Here is a 19,244-nt window from a genome sequence, read left to right on the forward strand (position 1 = left end):
AAAATTCTCCTAAATCAAGGGTTTATAGGTTTCATTTAACCTTAAAGCCTTGACCTCGTCTCTAATCGTAAAAATCATGCCCCCAAACATCATAAACAAACCTGGAATCATTGCTAATCTTAATAACTTTTCATCAAATAAAACAAAAAGCATGGGACCACCTGCCATGATCACATTAAAGAGACCACCTATGACTGAAAAACGAAGGACCAAGCCATTAATAAATCGACTAGTGTCCTCTCCTGGATAAATTCCATAAATGTATTCTCCAGATTTTTTCATGCGGTCTGCAATCTCTTCTCCATTCATAGTAACAAAAGCAAAAATGATACTAAATAAAAATAAGACCGAAATATAAACATAGACCCACAACGGCTTCCCAACCATAAATTCCTTTGATAAAGTTGCTAGCCCTGAATGATTAGGGAAGATAAATCCCAACAAGATGAACAGATAAGCTGGTACACTAAGAAAACTCATCACATACATATAAGGCATCCCACCTGCAGGATTCAACATGATTTCGAGATAAGAATAGCGTTTAAAACGATTGTGTAAGCCAATTTTATTAACAGGAACCAAATAGCGAGCTCGATACATAATGGCAAGTAAATAAGAAAAGACAAGGGTTAATAAAGCAAGTAACACAATAATCCCTGTTGGAATATGAACCGTTTGAAATGTTTCAATAACATCCTGAGGGATATTTAAAACAATGCTGGATAGGAGGATTACAATAGAACCCCCAATCCCCATACTAGCATTTAAATCTGACAACCAAACAAGGAAAAATGCCCCTGCTATCAGCAACAAGGTATTCATTAGAGCAACCAAAATTGCCGAATAGGAGGATTGCACTGGCAAGCTCAAGCTAACTGCCAAGGATTGAATAACAGCAATTAGCAAGGTCAGATACATTTTTCGACGATCTTGAATTTCAATCGCTGTAGAACTTAGCCCCAATTTTTTAGAATATGAAAACATCTGCCACAAAATCATAGCTGACATCCAAGGGGATAGTCCAACAGAAAAAATTGACAGACTTCTTAGATTTCCACCTGTTAGGGCAGCTGAGAAGGCTAGATAGGCTGTTGAACCTCCTAAAAAATCTTTACTATTTAGGTCAACAAAAGGGAGAGTAATACGACTTCCCAATACATAGATAAACAGTAGAAATAAGGTAAATAATCCTTTTTTTACTGCTATTGACGAATAAATCTTAGTCACAAAATACTCCCCTTACCTTCATTGTTTGTGATCTGGTAAACAACAAACTTTTTATTTCAACTTTTACTATTTCTTTGTTCCGCTTCAAAAAAGAGTTTCAATCTAAAACAAATATCTTTATATTCCTCAGTATCTGTTAATTGATGGTCTTCTAAAGTTTGCTTGTAATCTTTTAAAAGATTGACAAATCGAATACGCAAAACGGATACATCCAAACCAGCCAAGACACAATCTGATATTTTCTTAGAAAACACTTCAACAATATCTCTTGCCCAAGAAAGATCAAATTCCGTTCTCATGATACTTCCTGAACGTCTTCTATATAGATAGAGATTATCGTTTATAAAGACGATTTTAGACGCTAAAAGATAAAAGCGATGCATGGTTGCTTCATCATCGAAGCGGCGACCATTTGAAAAGTGAACTTCATTAAATAATTCTTTTTTAATCAACTTAAATGTCGGCAATATAAAGGCTGAGCTATTGAATTTCCAATCTCCTGCTTGACGGTTCATAATTTCTTGCCTAGATAGTTCTTCGACACAAAAATCTTGCCCCGTTACATAAAAATAAAAATTCCCATCACTTTCGTCATAATTATAGTAATTTCCTATAACAATATCTGCATTCTTTTCTTGAACTTGTTGATAAAGAGTTTCAATCATATTTTCTTTTACAATATCATCCGAATCAACAATCGTAATATATTGGCCTATAGCTTCACGCAGACCTAGATTTTTAGCTTGTGCTGCTCCCTGATTTTCTTGATGAAACACTCTGACACGCTCATCTTGCATCATAAAAGCATCACAAATTTCCCCAGAATTATCCGTCGAACCATCATCAACTAAAATAATTTCTATATTTTGATAGGTTTGCTTTAGAATATGCTCGACACACTCCACTAAATATTTCTCTGTATTGTAAATCGGAACTACAACACTAATTAATTCGCTCATTATTCTATCTCTATATTCTTCATTTTATTCACTAAATCATCCGGTCTCTCTACAGAAAAAATGCCTTCATAGATTCCATCTTCCATACTTTTACGTGTTATATCAAAAGCCAAGATTTTCTTACCTCTCTCTTTTGCTCGCATAACTACATCTAGGACTTCCCCACCCATATTAATATCCAAGTATATACTAGAATCATCTAGCAACCAATCGATTCTCTGATGAAGAATAGATTGGTACAAAGTCATATTAAAGTAGACAGATAATTTAGTTAAATCTTTATTACAATAAACAGGGGCTGCAACATGAAAATGCCAATCAGGCAACTGTTGTAATAAATACTCTAAATGTTTTACATCTGCACTCCATGTCACAAGCATCGCTTGTTTTTTAGATTGATTGCTTCTATCAAAAAAATTCAAACTGGAACGTTGAAAAGCAATCTCTGACCAATCCAAATCTCTATAAGTCCACCATAATTCACGCAGTCTAGATATACTATACGTATTCCAAGGTTTATCATGACTAGCAAAGTGAACAATGACAGGTGGATTATTATCTAGCCGTTCACATTCCTGATCCAGACGAAAAGTATCAGCACCAACCATATAATTATATGTTTTATCTAATGCTAGCCAATTATCCTCAAAGTAAATATTTAAAATACTCTGATCCCCAAGATGAACAGCTTGATTCTGCTCTGCCGCTAATTCCAATAAACTATTAACAATAGAATCTTCTTCCCATTTTGCAACATCCATTAGCAAAACACCAGCATTAAAACCAGATTTTCGTCCCTCGTAGGCATAAACATCATCAACAGCTCCAATAGAATATTCTTTAAGATCCATCTCAAACAGAGTAGATAGATCACCAGTTACAATAATATCAGAATCCAGATATAAGACCTTTTCAGATTCAACCACTGCTGTCGCAAAAAAGCGAAAATAAGTAGCATAATTAATATGAGGTCCCGTTTTATAACCTTCAAAAAGTTCTTTATCAATGTATACACTGCGAATTGTAGAATTCACAACTTCCATTTTTCTCCCCAATAATTTGAACCATTCAGGAGCTATGTCACTATTTAGAATATAAAAATCAACATCCCTATTGTGATACAATACAGACTTTATAGTCGTCTCTAAAGGAATAAGATAAGCATTATCAGCTACCAATACTATTGATTTTCTCATACTATTCTCTACCTCATGTAAGATCTGATTGCGTCTACCATTTTTTCCGGAATGGAACTTGGATAGATACCTTCATATGAAATCTCAGAAAGATTTTCAGAGCAAGTATTATCGAAAGCTATCATTGGTTTTTTGTGCTTAAGCACAAACTCATATGCATCTTCTAATTTTCTATCATGATTCAAATCCAAATACAAATCTGAAGCTATTAATATTTGTTCCAATAACATTGGTAAGGAATTTGGATATACGGTCACATTAGGAAAACGCGTTAAAGCTAATAGTTCATTTGCCATATTTGTGTAAGCAACAATATGAAAATGAACATCTGGCAATTGCTCCGCCAAGTAATCTATTTTCTCGACACACCAGGAATTCGTTAAATTCACACATTGCAACTTAAATTGTTGTGATTTACTAGGATACTTCACACCCTTTGAAGACCATTCATTTAAAATCACAGACCAATCCATTAAAGAGTATTCCCACCAAATTTCTCTTAGACGTCCAACAGAAAATTGATTCCATGGTTTATCCTGAGAAATATAGTGTAAAATTAGCGGTAATGGATTTAATGGAATATCAAAAATAAATTGATGTTTAAAGGCAGCTGCTCCATAATCAAAACCTATTTGAAAATTATATTTATCTTCAAGCAAGTTATATTGTTCTTTAAACAACATATTTAAAATTGATTGGTCCCCCTCCTTAACATTCTCATGTTCTTTTTCTGTTAATTCAATTAATTTTTGTCGAATAGTTTCAGAGCGCCATTTTTTGTTGTTAATCAACAAAACCCCAGCATTGAAGCCAACTCCAGCTCCAAAGCAAGAACGTGCTGCTGCCAGATAATTTTCACCTAAATCTAATTCAAACAAATCGGTCAAATCACCAGTCACAATCAAATCACTATCTAGATAGAGAACTTTATCTTCTGTTGCAAAATCTGGAATAAAATAGCGTGCAAAGGTCATATGATTGATATGAGGTAATTTATTAGACCAGTTCATTGTATACTGCGAGCCAATCAACTTGCAATCGATCAAGTCCCCACCCATTTCTTGTAAATATATTCTTATTTGACTAAACCATTCCTGGGGAATGTCCTGATTTAGCACATAAATTTTCAAATGACTATTGTGTCTACAGATTGATTTCAAAGCTGTTTCGATTTGGCGAATATAAGCGTAATCACCTGCAAATACTACTGCACGTTTGGTATTTCCCATTTTAAATCCTTATCATTTATTCTAACTAACACTATTTATTGTCCTACATAAATTAAAGCATATAGATTTTATTTGATCAACTTTAAAGCTGTTCACTTACTCATCAAGTAAATATAATGTTTCCTTAATCCATTTCATCGTATCTGTTTCTGATAGATTTTTTTCTTCAAGTTCTTTTTTTCTAAATTTTAACAGAGATACAAAACTGTCTACGTATCGACCAACATCTATATTTCGAGCTGAAAGAAGAGCTATAAAATTTTTACGCTGCTGTAAATCACACCTGATCTTGAGTAAACTAAAATGTCTCGTCGGGCCTTCAGCTATTCGATAAACATAACTATCTCTATTGATATAGACAGATTTGGGTGAAATAAGATAGATTTTAAACCAAAACTCCATATCCTCACCCAATATTGTCAAAGTATTAAAACGAATATCTCCTAGAATATCTCGTCTTACTAACTTTCCACTTACAAAACGATAAGAATGATCGAATGAATCTAAATCAATTAATTCATTTATTAACTCTAGGTAATTAAAAACTCGTTTTTCATAGCCTCTTTGAAAAGAATGAACATACCAAGTGTTATCTTCCATAGAAAATCTTTTATATGTTGAAATTGAAACTGACGCAGATTCGGATATTAGAGCAGAATAAAGAACTTCTAAAAAATCTTCCTCAACCCAGTCATCTGAATCAACAAACGTTAAATAATCACCTCTTGAGTATTCAATCCCCAAATTACGAGCAGAGGAAACTCCGCCATTTTCTTTCCTGTAGTAATGAAAACGGGAGTCACTTTCTGTATATTCCTGACAAATTCTTCCTGAATTATCTGTAGAACCATCATCAATCATAAGCACTTCAAAATTTGTATAAGTCTGTTTAACAAGACTTTCCAAGCAAACTCCAATATAACTTTCAGTATTATAAACTGGAATAATAACACTAATCAAAGATTCCATACATTTCACCTACAATCTTAAAATTATAGAATAAATCTTTATTTATCTAGCAATATAGTTGTCGGGCAGTCTCTATGTAAATCTTGAAAATTTTCCATCAAATTCCTGTTCATAATAGACTCATTTTTATTAAAAAATATCTATTCTTTTAGAGAAATACCCTCATTAATTTTCTTTATTTTTCTAAAAATGTTCCATCAAAATTGAGAACTTATTAATCATACTTATAAGTTATTCTAAAATCCTTGCAACAATCTGATTGTTATAGGTTTCATCCTCAATGAATTCAATATCTTGATCAAAATTATGTTCAGCAGTATGTTTATGAGAAAATTTAACCTTGGTTTTAGCACCCATTTTCATCCACTCATACTCTGAGTCAATATGGCCTACATCCAAAACTTGATAACCCATCTGACATAGATTATAACTCAGAACCTTTGCTGTTGGTCCCAACATACATAAAATGAGTCTTCCTTCAGCATGTTTAATAATTTCCTCTTGAATCTTATCGACAATAGAATAAGCATTATGAGATGGACAAATAATCCGCTTCACAGATTTGGCCTTATCAAATAAATCATTTCCAACACCAGAGCGAGATGTAATTCCTTCTACAATAAGAATGTCTCGATTCTCCCAAATACTCTTTAACTTTTCAAATTGACCTTTTGCTTGGCTTTTATCTTCATAATCAATGTATGGACGTGAGATAAAGGTAGAGCCGTACCATGAACCTTTACACAACTCTTTATAAAAATCCATATAAACATTCATATGTTCCTTCCAGAACGGTGTAGCCCACCAAGTAAAGACAAAACGATCTTCAAAAGCATCAGGTAAACAAACCACTAATTTCTCATCACTCTCAAGCCCCACAATATGTTTTAATTGATTAGCCAACTCAACATCATGATTTTGATAAGGTATAGGCCAGCCCCACATCAAATTGACTTCTCCATCTCCAAAGCGAACTAATGAGGACTTATTTTTGATAACATAATCCAGAGTTTGATCAATTCCTATAACTTTAATTGGCTTTTCTGGCTCTCCCAAAGTCTCACCTTTTATCAATGATTGAAGTGCCTGAAGGAGCCTTTCTGGATGCTCACTTGAATATAAATGCTGGCCATGATTCCCATTTTGTGAAGTATAAAATGCAAGCATTGGTTTATTTAATAATGATATCTCCTTGACAACCTCACTAGTAGAATTGTGGAGGTTAATATCCAAATAAACATCCATTTGAGATTTGAGTTGTTCAAATTGATCTCTTTTCACTTCAGGATATAGCTTAACATTTTTATATTTTTTCGCTAATTCATGTAAGAGTGGTCCCATTACCGTCCAAGCCGCTATATGGAAGGTTACCATAGGAAAATTCTCTACTAGATAATCTATTTTTTCCAATTCTTGAGAATTTGTTAAAGTTAAGCAATGGAAATCACTACCTTCATAACAACTTAGAAATTTTCCATCTCTACGATAATCTTTAATTGCTCGAACCATGACTGAAACTTCATTCTTTTTAAATACTAGCTGACCAGCATTCCCATGGTCAATAGTATCAAATGATAGAATTGGCTTTTCTAAGAGTTTCATATCCTCTAAGATAGTACCTGCTACATGACTATAGTTAATATCCAGATATAAATCTGCACTGCTCTTCAACTTATCTAATACAGGAGGAACAATCTGTGGATGCAATCTCACATTATCATATACCACCAATCTTTTTAGCTTATCTCCCATATCCGTCCAAGCAGCGATATGAAATACCACATCTGGAAGAGCTGTAACTAACTCCTCTATTCCTTCTAAATCTTGGGAATTCGTTAAGGTTAAACAAGAAAATTCCTTATCTAGAGGCGATATTAGCTCAAACTCTCCTACATGGTGTTGTAGAATCTGACTCCACTCCAAATCATGGTATTCCCACCATAAATCACGATAACGATTGGCTATCAAGGTGGTCCATGGCTTTCTGTAGGTCGTAAAATGAATCACAACTGGTTTATCATTAAAAGCCAGATGTTCCTGCCAATTATTATAGAGAGCCACCACATCATGCCCTACTTGTAGATTGTAAGCTCTATCTAGCTCTAACCAATTATCTTGCAAGACCTGATTGAAAATCGTTTGATCGCCGTTAAAATTTTCAAAACGGCCTTCTTCAACTTCCTTTGTTGTTAGGATATACTGTTCAATTAGACGATCTTTTAGCTTCTCTTGGCGCCATTTTTTATTGTTAATGAGTAAAACACCAGTATTAAAACCTTGACCATTTACGTTTCTAATCGCTGCGATAGAATGTTCTTGTACACCCTGCTCAAATAGACTGTCTAATTTATCATTAATAAGTAAATCACAATCCAAATACAACACAGTATCTTCTTGTATATAGTCTGGAATAAAGTACCTAGCATAGGCAATACTGCTAATATGAGCTTGCTTGATCCAATCCTGAAAAATAGCCTGTTCTGGCAACTTCACATCAATAATCTCACTCCCTAGCATGCGAGCTATTTTTCGTGGCTTACGGAACCAATCTGGCATGATATCTTGATTTAAAACGTAAATCTTAACATCTCGATTGTGATATAGGATAGATTTTATAGTTGTTTCTAACTGTGTAGTATAATTGCGATCCCCAGCTAATACAATTGTTTTGTTCATTTCATTTCCTTAATTAATTCCCAAGTGATAGATTGCATCTACCAGTAGCTTTTTAGTGAAATAACCCTCTTTTAACAAATAGCTAAAGGTTTTTATCCGATTCGTTATTTCTTGATATTCTTCGACATTCATTTTATCAACTATCTCATGAACTTCTTCTAGACTATCCGCCACAAAACCCAAGCCTTGATCGACTATAAATTTAGCAGTTGACAAGCTACTTGGCACAATGACTGGTATGCCAGCTGTCAGATAGGTACTTACCTTATGAGATATATTTAAAGTATAGTATTGGTTACTTTCTCCATCGTTTTGATGAGTTCCCCAGACAAGACCAAAGCCACCTTTTGATAATTCTAGTAACAGTTCCTCATCTTTTTTCCATCCTTCAATGCTGAGATTTCTAGCACTAGAACTAGCTTCCCCTTTATTTGAAAATACTCTCAAAAGCGTATCTTGGCACCAATTTTGCAAGTCTGGAAAACGCTCTAAACTTCCAGCAAAAAAAAGTTCTTTTTTTAAAGTCGGAGTGTATAGGGATAAATCATGAGGATGATCCCACATCCCTTGAATGAGAATCTTCTTAGTCGTCAAGCCTTCTTCAATCAGTCGTTCTTTCATCTGCTCAGATGGAACAATCAAAACATCCGATAGGTTATACATGTACATATACTCTTTCATGAGATAATAGTTACTATCAAACATGAGAGGAACAACATCATGGATAAAGCAAATAATTTTCACCTGCATATCCTTCAGCTTATCAAACAAGACTCGATCAAACTCAAAGCCATTCCAAGTTGGAGACTGAAAAACTAATATATCTCCAATTGAAATACTGGCCATAATCCCATCCAGACGCTTATTCATTTCAGAAGGACTGTCTGAAGCAATATTATAAAAATAGATACCGACTTCTCTAAATCCCAGTTGGCTGGCAATCTTTTGAACAGCATTTTGCGCTAAGATAACCGTACTATCACCAGCCATGCCGTATAAATTCGTTAAATGTAGTTTCATATTTCTTGTTTCTATAATAATTAATTCCAGTAAGTCGTTCTTTCGTTTTAATTTCATTTCATTATTGGGATTCTACTCCCTGCAACTGCTAAATTAAAATTTATCTTCGACTTTCTATTTTTACATGTCCATCATTATAAACCACACTGTTTGATGGAATATCATTTCGAATAAGACAACCTGCTCCGATAATGGTATTATCGCCAATTGTCACTCCTTTTAAAATCGTGACATTACTTCCTATCCAGCAATCTCTACCAACTTTGATTGGTGCTGTGGTCCACTGCCACTTTTCAATTTTTTCAGCGGTATAAATATGGTCGTGATCATAAAAACGGATGCCTTCCCCCATCATGGTACCTGCTCCAATTTCAATTCTTTCCATACAGTTAAAACTACAAGAGTTATTGATAAAAACACCATCATGCAGTATTAACTTACCCGAAGAAACATGGAAATTTTCAAAATTTCTGCAGATGACATTGGCTCCTACAACCAAGTTTGCCTTATCATTGATTTGAAATACATTCCAAGTCCCATCTTGGATGATTTTTTCTTGATGATTGGTGCCGAATCTGACTTCATTCTGATACTCTCTCACTCTAGAAACCAATTTATCTGGTGTACTTGACAGAAAAACTTCTTGTCCTTGATTTCCATGGACTGTATTGTCAAAAGCAAAGACAGGTTTTTCAGCCTGTACAAATCTTGATACAATAGTATCCACTTCTTGAAAGTGATTGATATCTAGTAGAAAGTCACACGTATCTAGTAGGAAATTTAGCTGTTCTTCATTTGTAGTCGTTAGGAGACGGACATTATAGTTCGTTTCTAAGCTACGAATTTTCTCGGAAAATTGGACAGGTGCTGCAATATGAAAACAGATGTTTGGCAAGTTTTCAAGGAGATAATATAATTGTTCAATTTGATCACTAACAGTTAAGATTAGTGCATCACCTACTAAATGATTTTTCTTCATTTGCTTATTTCTCTTAATTTTTCAATCATTGCTTGAACTTGGTCAACAGCATATACCTCCTGACCTACTTCGTAGGATTTGGTGTTTTCAAAAGATAAAATCGGTTTCCCAAGTCTTGCAAATTGGTTGAGAATTTCCTCTGTCTTTTCACCATGATTGATATCTAAAAGTACTTTACTGGTTTCTACCAATTCATGATCGACATCTACCAAATAGTGAATCCCGTTAAATATGGTCACGTTTGGATAAATCGTCATCTGAGCCAATCGATCGCTAACCATGACTCTAGCTGCGATTTTAAATTGAATCTCTGGTAAAGACTGAACAAATGTTTCAATTTGTTCAATATGGTCTGAAGCTGTATAGATGAGACAAGTGAACGGTTCCTTTATAGGATAAAGGTGAGATTTTTGTAATGGATGTAAATGATGATTTTGTCCCAATTCTGTCCATTCAAGTCCATGATAATACCACCAGACATCACGATAGGTTTGAGCTGCCAAATCTTTCCACGGTTTCCGATGAGAAAGATAATGAATAATAGCAGGATAATCCTGACCTACAGGCAACTGATAATCAGTGAACTGCTTATGAATGACAATATGATTATAATCAAAATCCAATTCCAGCCATTTATGTTCAAAAAGCATATTCAAGATGCTCTGATCTGCCTGATCCACCTTATCATGCCATTCATTGGTTAAATCAATCAACTTTTGTGTCATCTGTTCTTGTTTCCACAAAATATTATTGATCAAGAGAACCCCAGCATTAAAAATTTCCTGACCGAAATAGGCTCTTCCCCCGAAATCTCTAACAGCAGCCAAAGGATAATCTTGTAAATCAGTAGCAAACAAGTCGTCCAGATTTTTAGTTACAAGTAAATCACAGTCCAAGTAGAGGGCCTTGTCTTCTTGCACGAAATCAGCCACAAAATAACGCAAAAAAACAGTGTAACTAATATCTGTTTTATAACGTGAAATTTGCTCAGACGTTACCCGACAATTGATAATTTCTGAATCAAACTTTTCTAAACGCTTGTTTAATTGTTTGATCCATTCATTAGGAAAATCGCTATTAATCAGATAAAAACGCATGGAGCGATTGTGGTAACAAATAGATTTGATAGTAGTCAAAACTTGATCTACATAGGCGTAATTCGCCGCTAGTACAATCGCTTTCTTTTGTGTTTTTTTGTTTTTTCAAGTTGGTCTAGTAGATGTTTTTTTGTCTCAAATTCTTTGTAGGTGGGAGTTTCTTCTAAGCCACTGACCTTCCCATTAGAAAGACTTCCTTCTAACATCTGACGATAAATAGCTAAATGTTTTTCTAAAGGATATCCTAGACTGGCTAATAAAGTGATACGTTCAGACATGGCATCAACCAAGGCATGCATCCATTTTTCTGTCCAAGTCCTGGACAAACTATTATTTCTGATGCGATAAGAATAGATCCCTTTATGGATATAAACAATCTTTTCAGCCAATAAATAAATCTTTTGATTGAGGTAACCGTCTTCTCCTAATTTACCTACGTCGAAGCGTAACTGCTCGAACAATCTTGCCTTATAGAGTTTACCCCAAGCAGATATCAAAGCAAAATTCTTCATTTCTTGGGATTCATACAAGTTCTCAAAGATAGAAACATTGTCATATACTTTCTCATAATAGGAGTCTCCTAATATATGAAAGTAGAACATTCCTTCGCTTTCGTTGAAAGAATAATAATTCCCTACTGCAATATCAGCCTGATACTCTACTATTTTTTTGTATAGGGTTTCTACATAATCTTGCTCAATCCAATCATCCGAGTCAACAAAGGTCACATAATCTCCGGACATATTTTCCAGACCAGTATTTCGTGCAGCAGAAAGACCAGCATTTTCTTGTTCTATATAGATAATTCGATGATCTATTTCTACAAATTCTTTACAAATCTCACCTGAAGCATCAGTAGAACCATCATTAACAATAATAATCTCAATATTTTTATATGTTTGAGCAATAATACTATCTAGGCATTTTCTTAGATAGCTTTCCACATTGTATACCGGTACAACAACCGTTATTTTATCATCCACTAGCGATTTTCTCCTTATATTTATTATACAATTTTTTAGTCAAAATTTCAGCTACATAATAGTAAAAACCCCTTGAAAATTCTACTTTTCCAAGGGGTTTCTATGATTTACGTGCACGAGTTAGTTTAGCCTAAATCTATTGGATATCCTTACTCTTCTTCATCACGCTTACGGCGTTTCGCAACCAAACCAATACCTGTAACAGCTGCTAAAGCACCAAGCAACACAGATCCAGTTGACGACTCAGTACCTGTATTTGGCAATTCTTTTTGTGACTTACCTGATGATTCAGATGTATTTCCAACTTGTGAGTTCGAATGGTTTACTGAATTTGAAGAGTTGGTACTTGCTGAGGTCGATGTGCTTGTCGATGCTGGAGCACTTGTTGACGCTGATTCAGAGGCCGATGTGCTTGCTGAGGCTGATGCAGAAGCTGATGTGCTTGCTGAAGCTGAAGCACTTGTTGATGCTGACTCAGAAGCGCTTGTGCTTGCTGATTCTGATGCAGACGTTGATGCGGACTCAGAAGCTGATGTGCTTGCTGAAGCTGAAGCAGACGTTGAGGCCGATTCAGAGGCTGATGTGCTTGCTGATTGGCTCGCACTTGTTGACGCTGACTCAGAAGCCGATGTACTTGCTGAGGCTGACGCACTTGTTGACGCTGATTCAGAGGCACTTGTTGATGCTGATTCTGATGCGCTTGTTGACGCTGATTCTGAGGCACTTGTTGACGCTGATTCTGATGCCGATGTACTTGCTGAGGCTGACGCACTTGTTGATGCTGATTCAGATTCAGATGCAGACGTTGATGCTGACTCAGAAGCCGATGTACTTGCTGATTCGCTTGCACTTGTTGACGCTGATTCAGAGGCACTTGTTGATGCTGATTCTGATGCGCTTGTTGACGCTGATTCAGAGGCCGATGTGCTTGCTGAGGCTGACGCACTTGTTGACGCTGATTCAGAAGCGCTTGTGCTTGCTGAGGCTGATGCAGACGTTGATGCGGACTCAGAAGCTGATGTGCTTGCTGAAGCTGAAGCAGACGTTGAGGCCGATTCAGAGGCTGATGTGCTTGCTGATTGGCTCGCACTTGTTGACGCTGACTCAGAAGCCGATGTACTTGCTGAGGCTGATGCGCTTGTTGACGCTGATTCTGATGCCGATGTGCTTGCTGAGGCTGAGGCAGACGTTGATGCTGAGGCTGATGCGCTTGTTGACGCTGATTCTGATGCCGATGTGCTTGCTGAGGCTGACGCACTTGTTGACGCTGATTCAGAAGCCGATGTACTTGCTGAGGCTGACGCACTTGTTGACGCTGACTCAGAAGCCGATGTACTTGCTGAGGCTGATGCGCTTGTTGACGCTGATTCAGAAGCCGATGTACTTGCTGAGGCTGACGCACTTGTTGACGCTGATTCAGAGGCACTTGTTGACGCTGACTCAGAAGCCGATGTACTTGCTGAGGCTGATGCGCTTGTTGACGCTGATTCTGATGCCGATGTGCTTGCTGAGGCTGATGCGCTTGTTGACGCTGATTCTGATGCCGATGTGCTTGCTGAGGCTGACGCACTTGTTGACGCTGATTCAGAGGCACTTGTGCTTGCTGAAGCTGAAGCACTTGTTGACGCTGATTCAGATGCACTTGTGCTTGCTGATTGGCTCGCACTTGTTGACGCTGATTCTGATGCCGATGTGCTTGCTGAGGCTGATGCGCTTGTTGACGCTGATTCAGAAGCCGATGTACTTGCTGAGGCTGACGCACTTGTTGACGCTGACTCAGAAGCCGATGTACTTGCTGAGGCTGATGCGCTTGTTGACGCTGATTCAGAAGCCGATGTACTTGCTGAGGCTGACGCACTTGTTGACGCTGACTCAGAAGCCGATGTACTTGCTGAAGCTGAAGCACTTGTTGACGCTGACTCAGATGCTGATGTGCTTGCTGATGCTGAAGCACTTGTTGATGCTGACTCAGAAGCGCTTGTGCTTGCTGAGGCTGAAGCAGACGTTGAGGCCGATTCAGAAGCTGATGTGCTTGCTGAGGCTGATGCGCTTGTTGACGCTGATTCAGAAGCTGATGTACTTGCTGAAGCTGAAGCAGACGTTGAGGCCGATTCAGAGGCTGATGTGCTTGCTGATTGGCTCGCACTTGTTGACGCTGACTCAGAAGCCGATGTACTTGCTGAGGCTGATGCGCTTGTTGACGCTGATTCTGATGCCGATGTGCTTGCTGAGGCTGATGCGCTTGTTGACGCTGACTCAGAAGCCGATGTACTTGCTGAGGCTGATGCGCTTGTTGACGCTGATTCTGATGCCGATGTGCTTGCTGAGGCTGATGCGCTTGTTGACGCTGATTCTGATGCCGATGTGCTTGCTGAGGCTGAAGCACTTGTTGACGCTGATTCAGAGGCACTTGTGCTTGCTGAAGCTGAAGCACTTGTTGACGCTGATTCAGATGCACTTGTGCTTGCTGATTGGCTCGCACTTGTTGACGCTGATTCTGATGCCGATGTGCTTGCTGAGGCTGACGCACTTGTTGACGCTGATTCAGAGGCACTTGTGCTTGCTGAGGCTGATGCACTTGTTGACGCTGATTCTGATGCCGATGTACTTGCTGAGGCTGAGGCAGACGTTGATGCTGACTCAGAAGCCGATGTACTTGCTGATTCGCTTGCACTTGTTGACGCTGATTCAGAGGCACTTGTTGACGCTGATTCTGATGCCGATGTGCTTGCTGAGGCTGAAGCACTTGTTGACGCTGACTCAGAAGCCGATGTACTTGCTGAGGCTGACGCACTTGTTGACGCTGACTCAGAAGCCGATGTACTTGCTGAAGCTGAAGCACTTGTTGACGCTGATTCTGATGCCGATGTACTTGCTGAGGCTGAGGCAGACGTTGATGCTGATTCTGATGCGCTTGTTGACGCTGATTCTGATGCCGATGTGCTTGCTGATGCTGAAGCACTTGTTGACGCTGATTCTGAAGCTGATGTACTTGCTGACGCTGAGGCAGACGTTGATGCTGATTCTGATGCCGATGTGCTTGCTGATGCTGAAGCACTTGTTGACGCTGATTCTGAAGCTGATGTACTTGCTGACGCTGAGGCACTTGTTGATGCTGACTCAGATGCTGATGTACTTGCTGAGGCTGACGCACTTGTTGACGCTGACTCAGAAGCCGATGTGCTTGCTGAGGCTGACGCACTTGTCGACGCTGACTCTGATGCGCTTGTACTTGCTGATTGGCTCGCACTTGTTGACGCTGACTCAGAAGCCGATGTGCTTGCTGAAGCTGACGCAGACGTTGAGGCCGATTCAGAAGCTGATGTGCTTGCTGAGGCTGATGCACTTGTTGAGGCTGATTCAGAGGCCGATGTGCTTGCTGAGGCTGAGGCACTTGTTGATGCGGACTCAGAAGCCGATGTGCTTGCTGATTGGCTCGCACTTGTTGACGCTGACTCAGAAGCCGATGTACTTGCTGAGGCTGACGCACTTGTTGACGCTGATTCAGAGGCACTTGTTGATGCTGATTCTGATGCGCTTGTTGACGCTGATTCTGAGGCACTTGTTGACGCTGATTCTGATGCCGATGTACTTGCTGAGGCTGACGCACTTGTTGATGCTGATTCAGATGCAGACGTTGATGCTGACTCAGAAGCCGATGTACTTGCTGATTCTGATGCGCTTGTTGACGCTGATTCAGAGGCACTTGTTGACGCTGACTCAGAAGCCGATGTACTTGCTGAGGCTGATGCGCTTGTTGACGCTGATTCTGATGCCGATGTGCTTGCTGAGGCTGATGCGCTTGTTGACGCTGATTCTGATGCCGATGTGCTTGCTGAGGCTGAAGCACTTGTTGACGCTGATTCAGAGGCACTTGTGCTTGCTGAAGCTGAAGCACTTGTTGACGCTGATTCAGATGCACTTGTGCTTGCTGATTGGCTCGCACTTGTTGACGCTGATTCTGATGCCGATGTGCTTGCTGAGGCTGATGCGCTTGTTGACGCTGATTCAGAAGCCGATGTACTTGCTGAGGCTGATGCACTTGTTGATGCTGACTCAGAGGCCGATGTGCTTGCTGATTGGCTCGCACTTGTTGACGCTGATTCAGATGCACTTGTACTTGCTGAAGCTGACGCACTTGTTGACGCTGACTCTGATGCACTTGTGCTTGCTGAGGCTGAAGCAGACGTTGAGGCCGATTCAGAAGCTGATGTGCTTGCTGAGGCTGATGCGCTTGTTGACGCTGATTCTGAAGCTGATGTACTTGCTGCTGAAGCACTTGTTGACGCTGATTCAGAGGCACTTGTGCTTGCTGATTGGCTCGCACTTGTTGACGCTGATTCTGATGCCGATGTACTTGCTGAGGCTGAGGCAGACGTTGATGCTGAGGCTGATGCGCTTGTTGACGCTGATTCTGATGCCGATGTGCTTGCTGAGGCTGACGCACTTGTTGACGCTGATTCAGAAGCGCTTGTGCTTGCTGAGGCTGATGCAGACGTTGATGCGGACTCAGAAGCTGATGTGCTTGCTGAAGCTGAAGCAGACGTTGAGGCCGATTCAGAGGCTGATGTGCTTGCTGATTGGCTCGCACTTGTTGACGCTGACTCAGAAGCCGATGTACTTGCTGAGGCTGACGCACTTGTTGACGCTGATTCAGAGGCACTTGTTGATGCTGATTCTGATGCGCTTGTTGACGCTGATTCAGAGGCACTTGTTGACGCTGACTCAGAAGCCGATGTACTTGCTGAGGCTGATGCGCTTGTTGACGCTGATTCTGATGCCGATGTGCTTGCTGAGGCTGATGCGCTTGTTGACGCTGATTCTGATGCCGATGTGCTTGCTGAGGCTGAAGCACTTGTTGACGCTGATTCAGAGGCACTTGTGCTTGCTGAAGCTGAAGCACTTGTTGACGCTGATTCAGATGCACTTGTGCTTGCTGATTGGCTCGCACTTGTTGACGCTGATTCTGATGCCGATGTGCTTGCTGAGGCTGATGCGCTTGTTGACGCTGATTCTGAAGCTGATGTACTTGCTGAAGCACTTGTTGACGCTGATTCAGAGGCACTTGTGCTTGCTGATTGGCTCGCACTTGTTGACGCTGATTCTGATGCCGATGTACTTGCTGAGGCTGAGGCAGACGTTGATGCTGATTCTGATGCGCTTGTTGACGCTGATTCTGATGCCGATGTGCTTGCTGAGGCTGAAGCACTTGTTGACGCTGACTCAGATGCACTTGTACTTGCTGAAGCTGACGCACTTGTTGACGCTGACTCTGATGCACTTGTGCTTGCTGAGGCTGAAGCAGACGTTGAGGCCGATTCAGAAGCTGATGTGCTTGCTGAGGCTGATGCGCTTGTTGACGCTGATTCTGAAGCTGATGTACTTGCTGAAGCACTTGTTGACGCTGATTCAGAGGCACTTGTGCTTGCTGATTGGCTCGCACTTGTTGACGCTGATTCTGATGCCGATGTACTTGCTGAGGCTGAGGCAGACGTTGATGCTGATTCTGATGCGCTTGTTGACGCTGATTCTGATGCCGATGTGCTTGCTGATGCTGAAGCACTTGTTGACGCTGATTCTGAAGCTGATGTACTTGCTGACGCTGAGGCACTTGTTGACGCTGATTCTGATGCCGATGTGCTTGCTGAGGCTGACGCACTTGTTGACGCTGACTCTGATGCACTTGTGCTTGCTGATTGGCTCGCACTTGTTGATGCTGATTCAGAGGCCGATGTGCTTGCTGAGGCTGACGCACTTGTTGATGCTGAGGCAGATGCGCTTGTGCTGGCTGAAGCTGAAGCAGACGTTGACGCTGATTCAGATGCTGATGTGCTGGCTGAAGCTGAAGCAGACGTTGAGGCCGATTCAGATGCTGATGTACTTGCTGAGGCTGAAGCACTTGTTGAGGCTGACTCTGATGCGCTTGTGCTTGCTGAGGCTGAAGCACTTGTTGACGCTGATTCTGATGCCGATGTGCTTGCTGACTCAGAGGCGCTTGTGCTTGCTGATTCGCTTGCGCTTGTTGAGGCTGACTCAGAAGCCGATGTGCTTGCTGAGGCTGAAGCGCTTGTTGATGCACTTTGACTCGCACTTGTTGAAGCGGATTTAGACGCGCTCGTTGAGGCACTTTGGCTCGCACTTGTTGATGCGGATTTAGACGCACTCGTTGAAGCACTTTGGCTTGCACTTGTTGACGCGGACTTAGATGCGCTCGTTGAAGCACTTTGGCTTGCACTTGTTGAAGCGGACTTAGACGCGCTCGTTGAAGCACTTTGGCTGGCACTTGTTGAAGCGGACTTAGACGCGCTCGTTGAAGCACTTTGGCTGGCACTTGTTGACGCTGACTTAGACGCGCTCGTTGAAGCACTTTGGCTGGCACTTGTTGAAGCGGACTTAGACGCGCTCGTTGAGGCACTTTGGCTCGCACTTGTCGATGCGGACTTAGATGCGCTTGTTGATGCACTTTGGCTGGCACTTGTTGAAGCGGACTTAGACGCGCTCGTTGAGGCACTTTGGCTGGCACTTGTTGAAGCGGACTTAGACGCGCTTGTTGATGCACTTTGGCTGGCACTTGTTGAAGCGGACTTAGATGCACTTGTCGATGCGGACTTAGACGCGCTCGTTGAAGCGGACTTAGACGAACTTGTCGATGCGGACTTAGATGCGCTCGTTGAAGCGGACTTAGATGCGCTTGTTGATGCACTTTGACTCGCACTAGTCGACGCTGACTTAGATGCGCTCGTTGAAGCACTTTGACTTGCACTGGTTGACGCTGATTGACTTGCTTTAGTCGATGCGGACTTAGACGCGCTCGTTGAGACACTTTGGCTCGCTCTCGTTGACGCGGATTTAGACGCGCTCGTTGAGGCACTGATTGAAGAACTTTGACTTAGACTAGTAGAAGCACTT

At 40.4% G+C, this 19,244-nt stretch carries 9 protein-coding genes and 1 pseudogene; all 10 read right to left on the reverse strand.

The annotated features are described in order from the left end of the window. Positions 1–9 precede the first annotated feature (9 nt). The 10 genes and pseudogenes from secY2 to SK637_RS07735 all read right to left on the reverse strand — a co-directional run bounded on the left by secY2 (position 10) and on the right by SK637_RS07735 (position 19,210). Positions 10–1,227: an accessory Sec system protein translocase subunit SecY2 gene (gene secY2, locus SK637_RS07690; RefSeq protein WP_033689248.1), complete on the reverse strand. Its 1,218-nt coding sequence runs from the start codon at positions 1,225–1,227 to the stop codon at positions 10–12. Between the two features lie 56 nt (positions 1,228–1,283). Beyond that, a complete protein-coding gene (locus tag SK637_RS07695) occupies positions 1,284–2,186 on the reverse strand; it encodes a glycosyltransferase family 2 protein (protein ID WP_033689249.1) in 903 nt (300 codons plus the stop codon). After that, positions 2,186–3,382: a glycosyltransferase family 8 protein gene (locus tag SK637_RS07700; RefSeq protein WP_033689251.1), complete on the reverse strand. Its 1,197-nt coding sequence runs from the start codon at positions 3,380–3,382 to the stop codon at positions 2,186–2,188. Before SK637_RS07700 ends, SK637_RS07695 begins: the two co-directional genes overlap by 1 nt. 8 nt (positions 3,383–3,390) lie before the next feature. After that, complete coding sequence (locus SK637_RS07705) at positions 3,391–4,611, reverse strand: glycosyltransferase (RefSeq protein ID WP_033689253.1); 1,221 nt, start codon at positions 4,609–4,611, stop codon at positions 3,391–3,393. Positions 4,612–4,707: 96 nt separating this feature from the next. Continuing rightward, entirely contained in the window at positions 4,708–5,580 is an 873-nt protein-coding gene (locus tag SK637_RS07710) for a glycosyltransferase family 2 protein (RefSeq protein WP_033689254.1), read from the reverse strand. Positions 5,581–5,811: 231 nt separating this feature from the next. Next, positions 5,812–8,256 (reverse strand): SP_1767 family glycosyltransferase, encoded by a 2,445-nt coding sequence (locus tag SK637_RS07715; RefSeq protein WP_033689256.1) that lies wholly within the window; start codon positions 8,254–8,256, stop codon positions 5,812–5,814. 9 nt (positions 8,257–8,265) lie between these two features. Beyond that, positions 8,266–9,276, reverse strand: coding sequence for a sugar transferase (locus tag SK637_RS07720; RefSeq protein ID WP_033689257.1), 1,011 nt, complete (start codon positions 9,274–9,276; stop codon positions 8,266–8,268). A 100-nt stretch (positions 9,277–9,376) separates the two neighbouring features. Then, positions 9,377–10,255 (reverse strand): acyltransferase, encoded by an 879-nt coding sequence (locus tag SK637_RS07725; protein WP_033689259.1) that lies wholly within the window; start codon positions 10,253–10,255, stop codon positions 9,377–9,379. Next, positions 10,252–12,335 (reverse strand): annotated as a pseudogene (locus SK637_RS07730) (glycosyltransferase). The gene SK637_RS07725 and the pseudogene SK637_RS07730 overlap by 4 nt, the downstream one beginning before the upstream one ends. 149 nt (positions 12,336–12,484) lie before the next feature. Next, complete coding sequence (locus tag SK637_RS07735; protein ID WP_414717224.1) at positions 12,485–19,210, reverse strand: LPXTG cell wall anchor domain-containing protein; 6,726 nt, start codon at positions 19,208–19,210, stop codon at positions 12,485–12,487. Between the last annotated feature and the right edge of the window lie 34 nt (positions 19,211–19,244).

The organism is Streptococcus mitis (assembly GCF_000722765.2).
In the GTDB taxonomy this organism is placed as follows: Bacteria; Bacillota; Bacilli; order Lactobacillales; family Streptococcaceae; genus Streptococcus; species Streptococcus mitis_AQ.

Bases quoted from the DNA above. Each gene is read 5' to 3' on its own strand.
- SK637_RS07695 (WP_033689249.1), bottom strand. From the start codon at position 2,186: ATGAGCGAATTAATTAGTGTTGTAGTTCCGATTTACAATACAGAGAAA.
- SK637_RS07700 (WP_033689251.1), bottom strand. From the start codon at position 3,382: ATGAGAAAATCAATAGTATTGGTAGCTGATAATGCTTATCTTATTCCT.
- SK637_RS07705 (WP_033689253.1), bottom strand. From the start codon at position 4,611: ATGGGAAATACCAAACGTGCAGTAGTATTTGCAGGTGATTACGCTTAT.
- SK637_RS07710 (WP_033689254.1), bottom strand. From the start codon at position 5,580: ATGGAATCTTTGATTAGTGTTATTATTCCAGTTTATAATACTGAAAGT.
- SK637_RS07715 (WP_033689256.1), bottom strand. From the start codon at position 8,256: ATGAACAAAACAATTGTATTAGCTGGGGATCGCAATTATACTACACAG.
- SK637_RS07720 (WP_033689257.1), bottom strand. From the start codon at position 9,276: ATGAAACTACATTTAACGAATTTATACGGCATGGCTGGTGATAGTACG.
- SK637_RS07725 (WP_033689259.1), bottom strand. From the start codon at position 10,255: ATGAAGAAAAATCATTTAGTAGGTGATGCACTAATCTTAACTGTTAGT.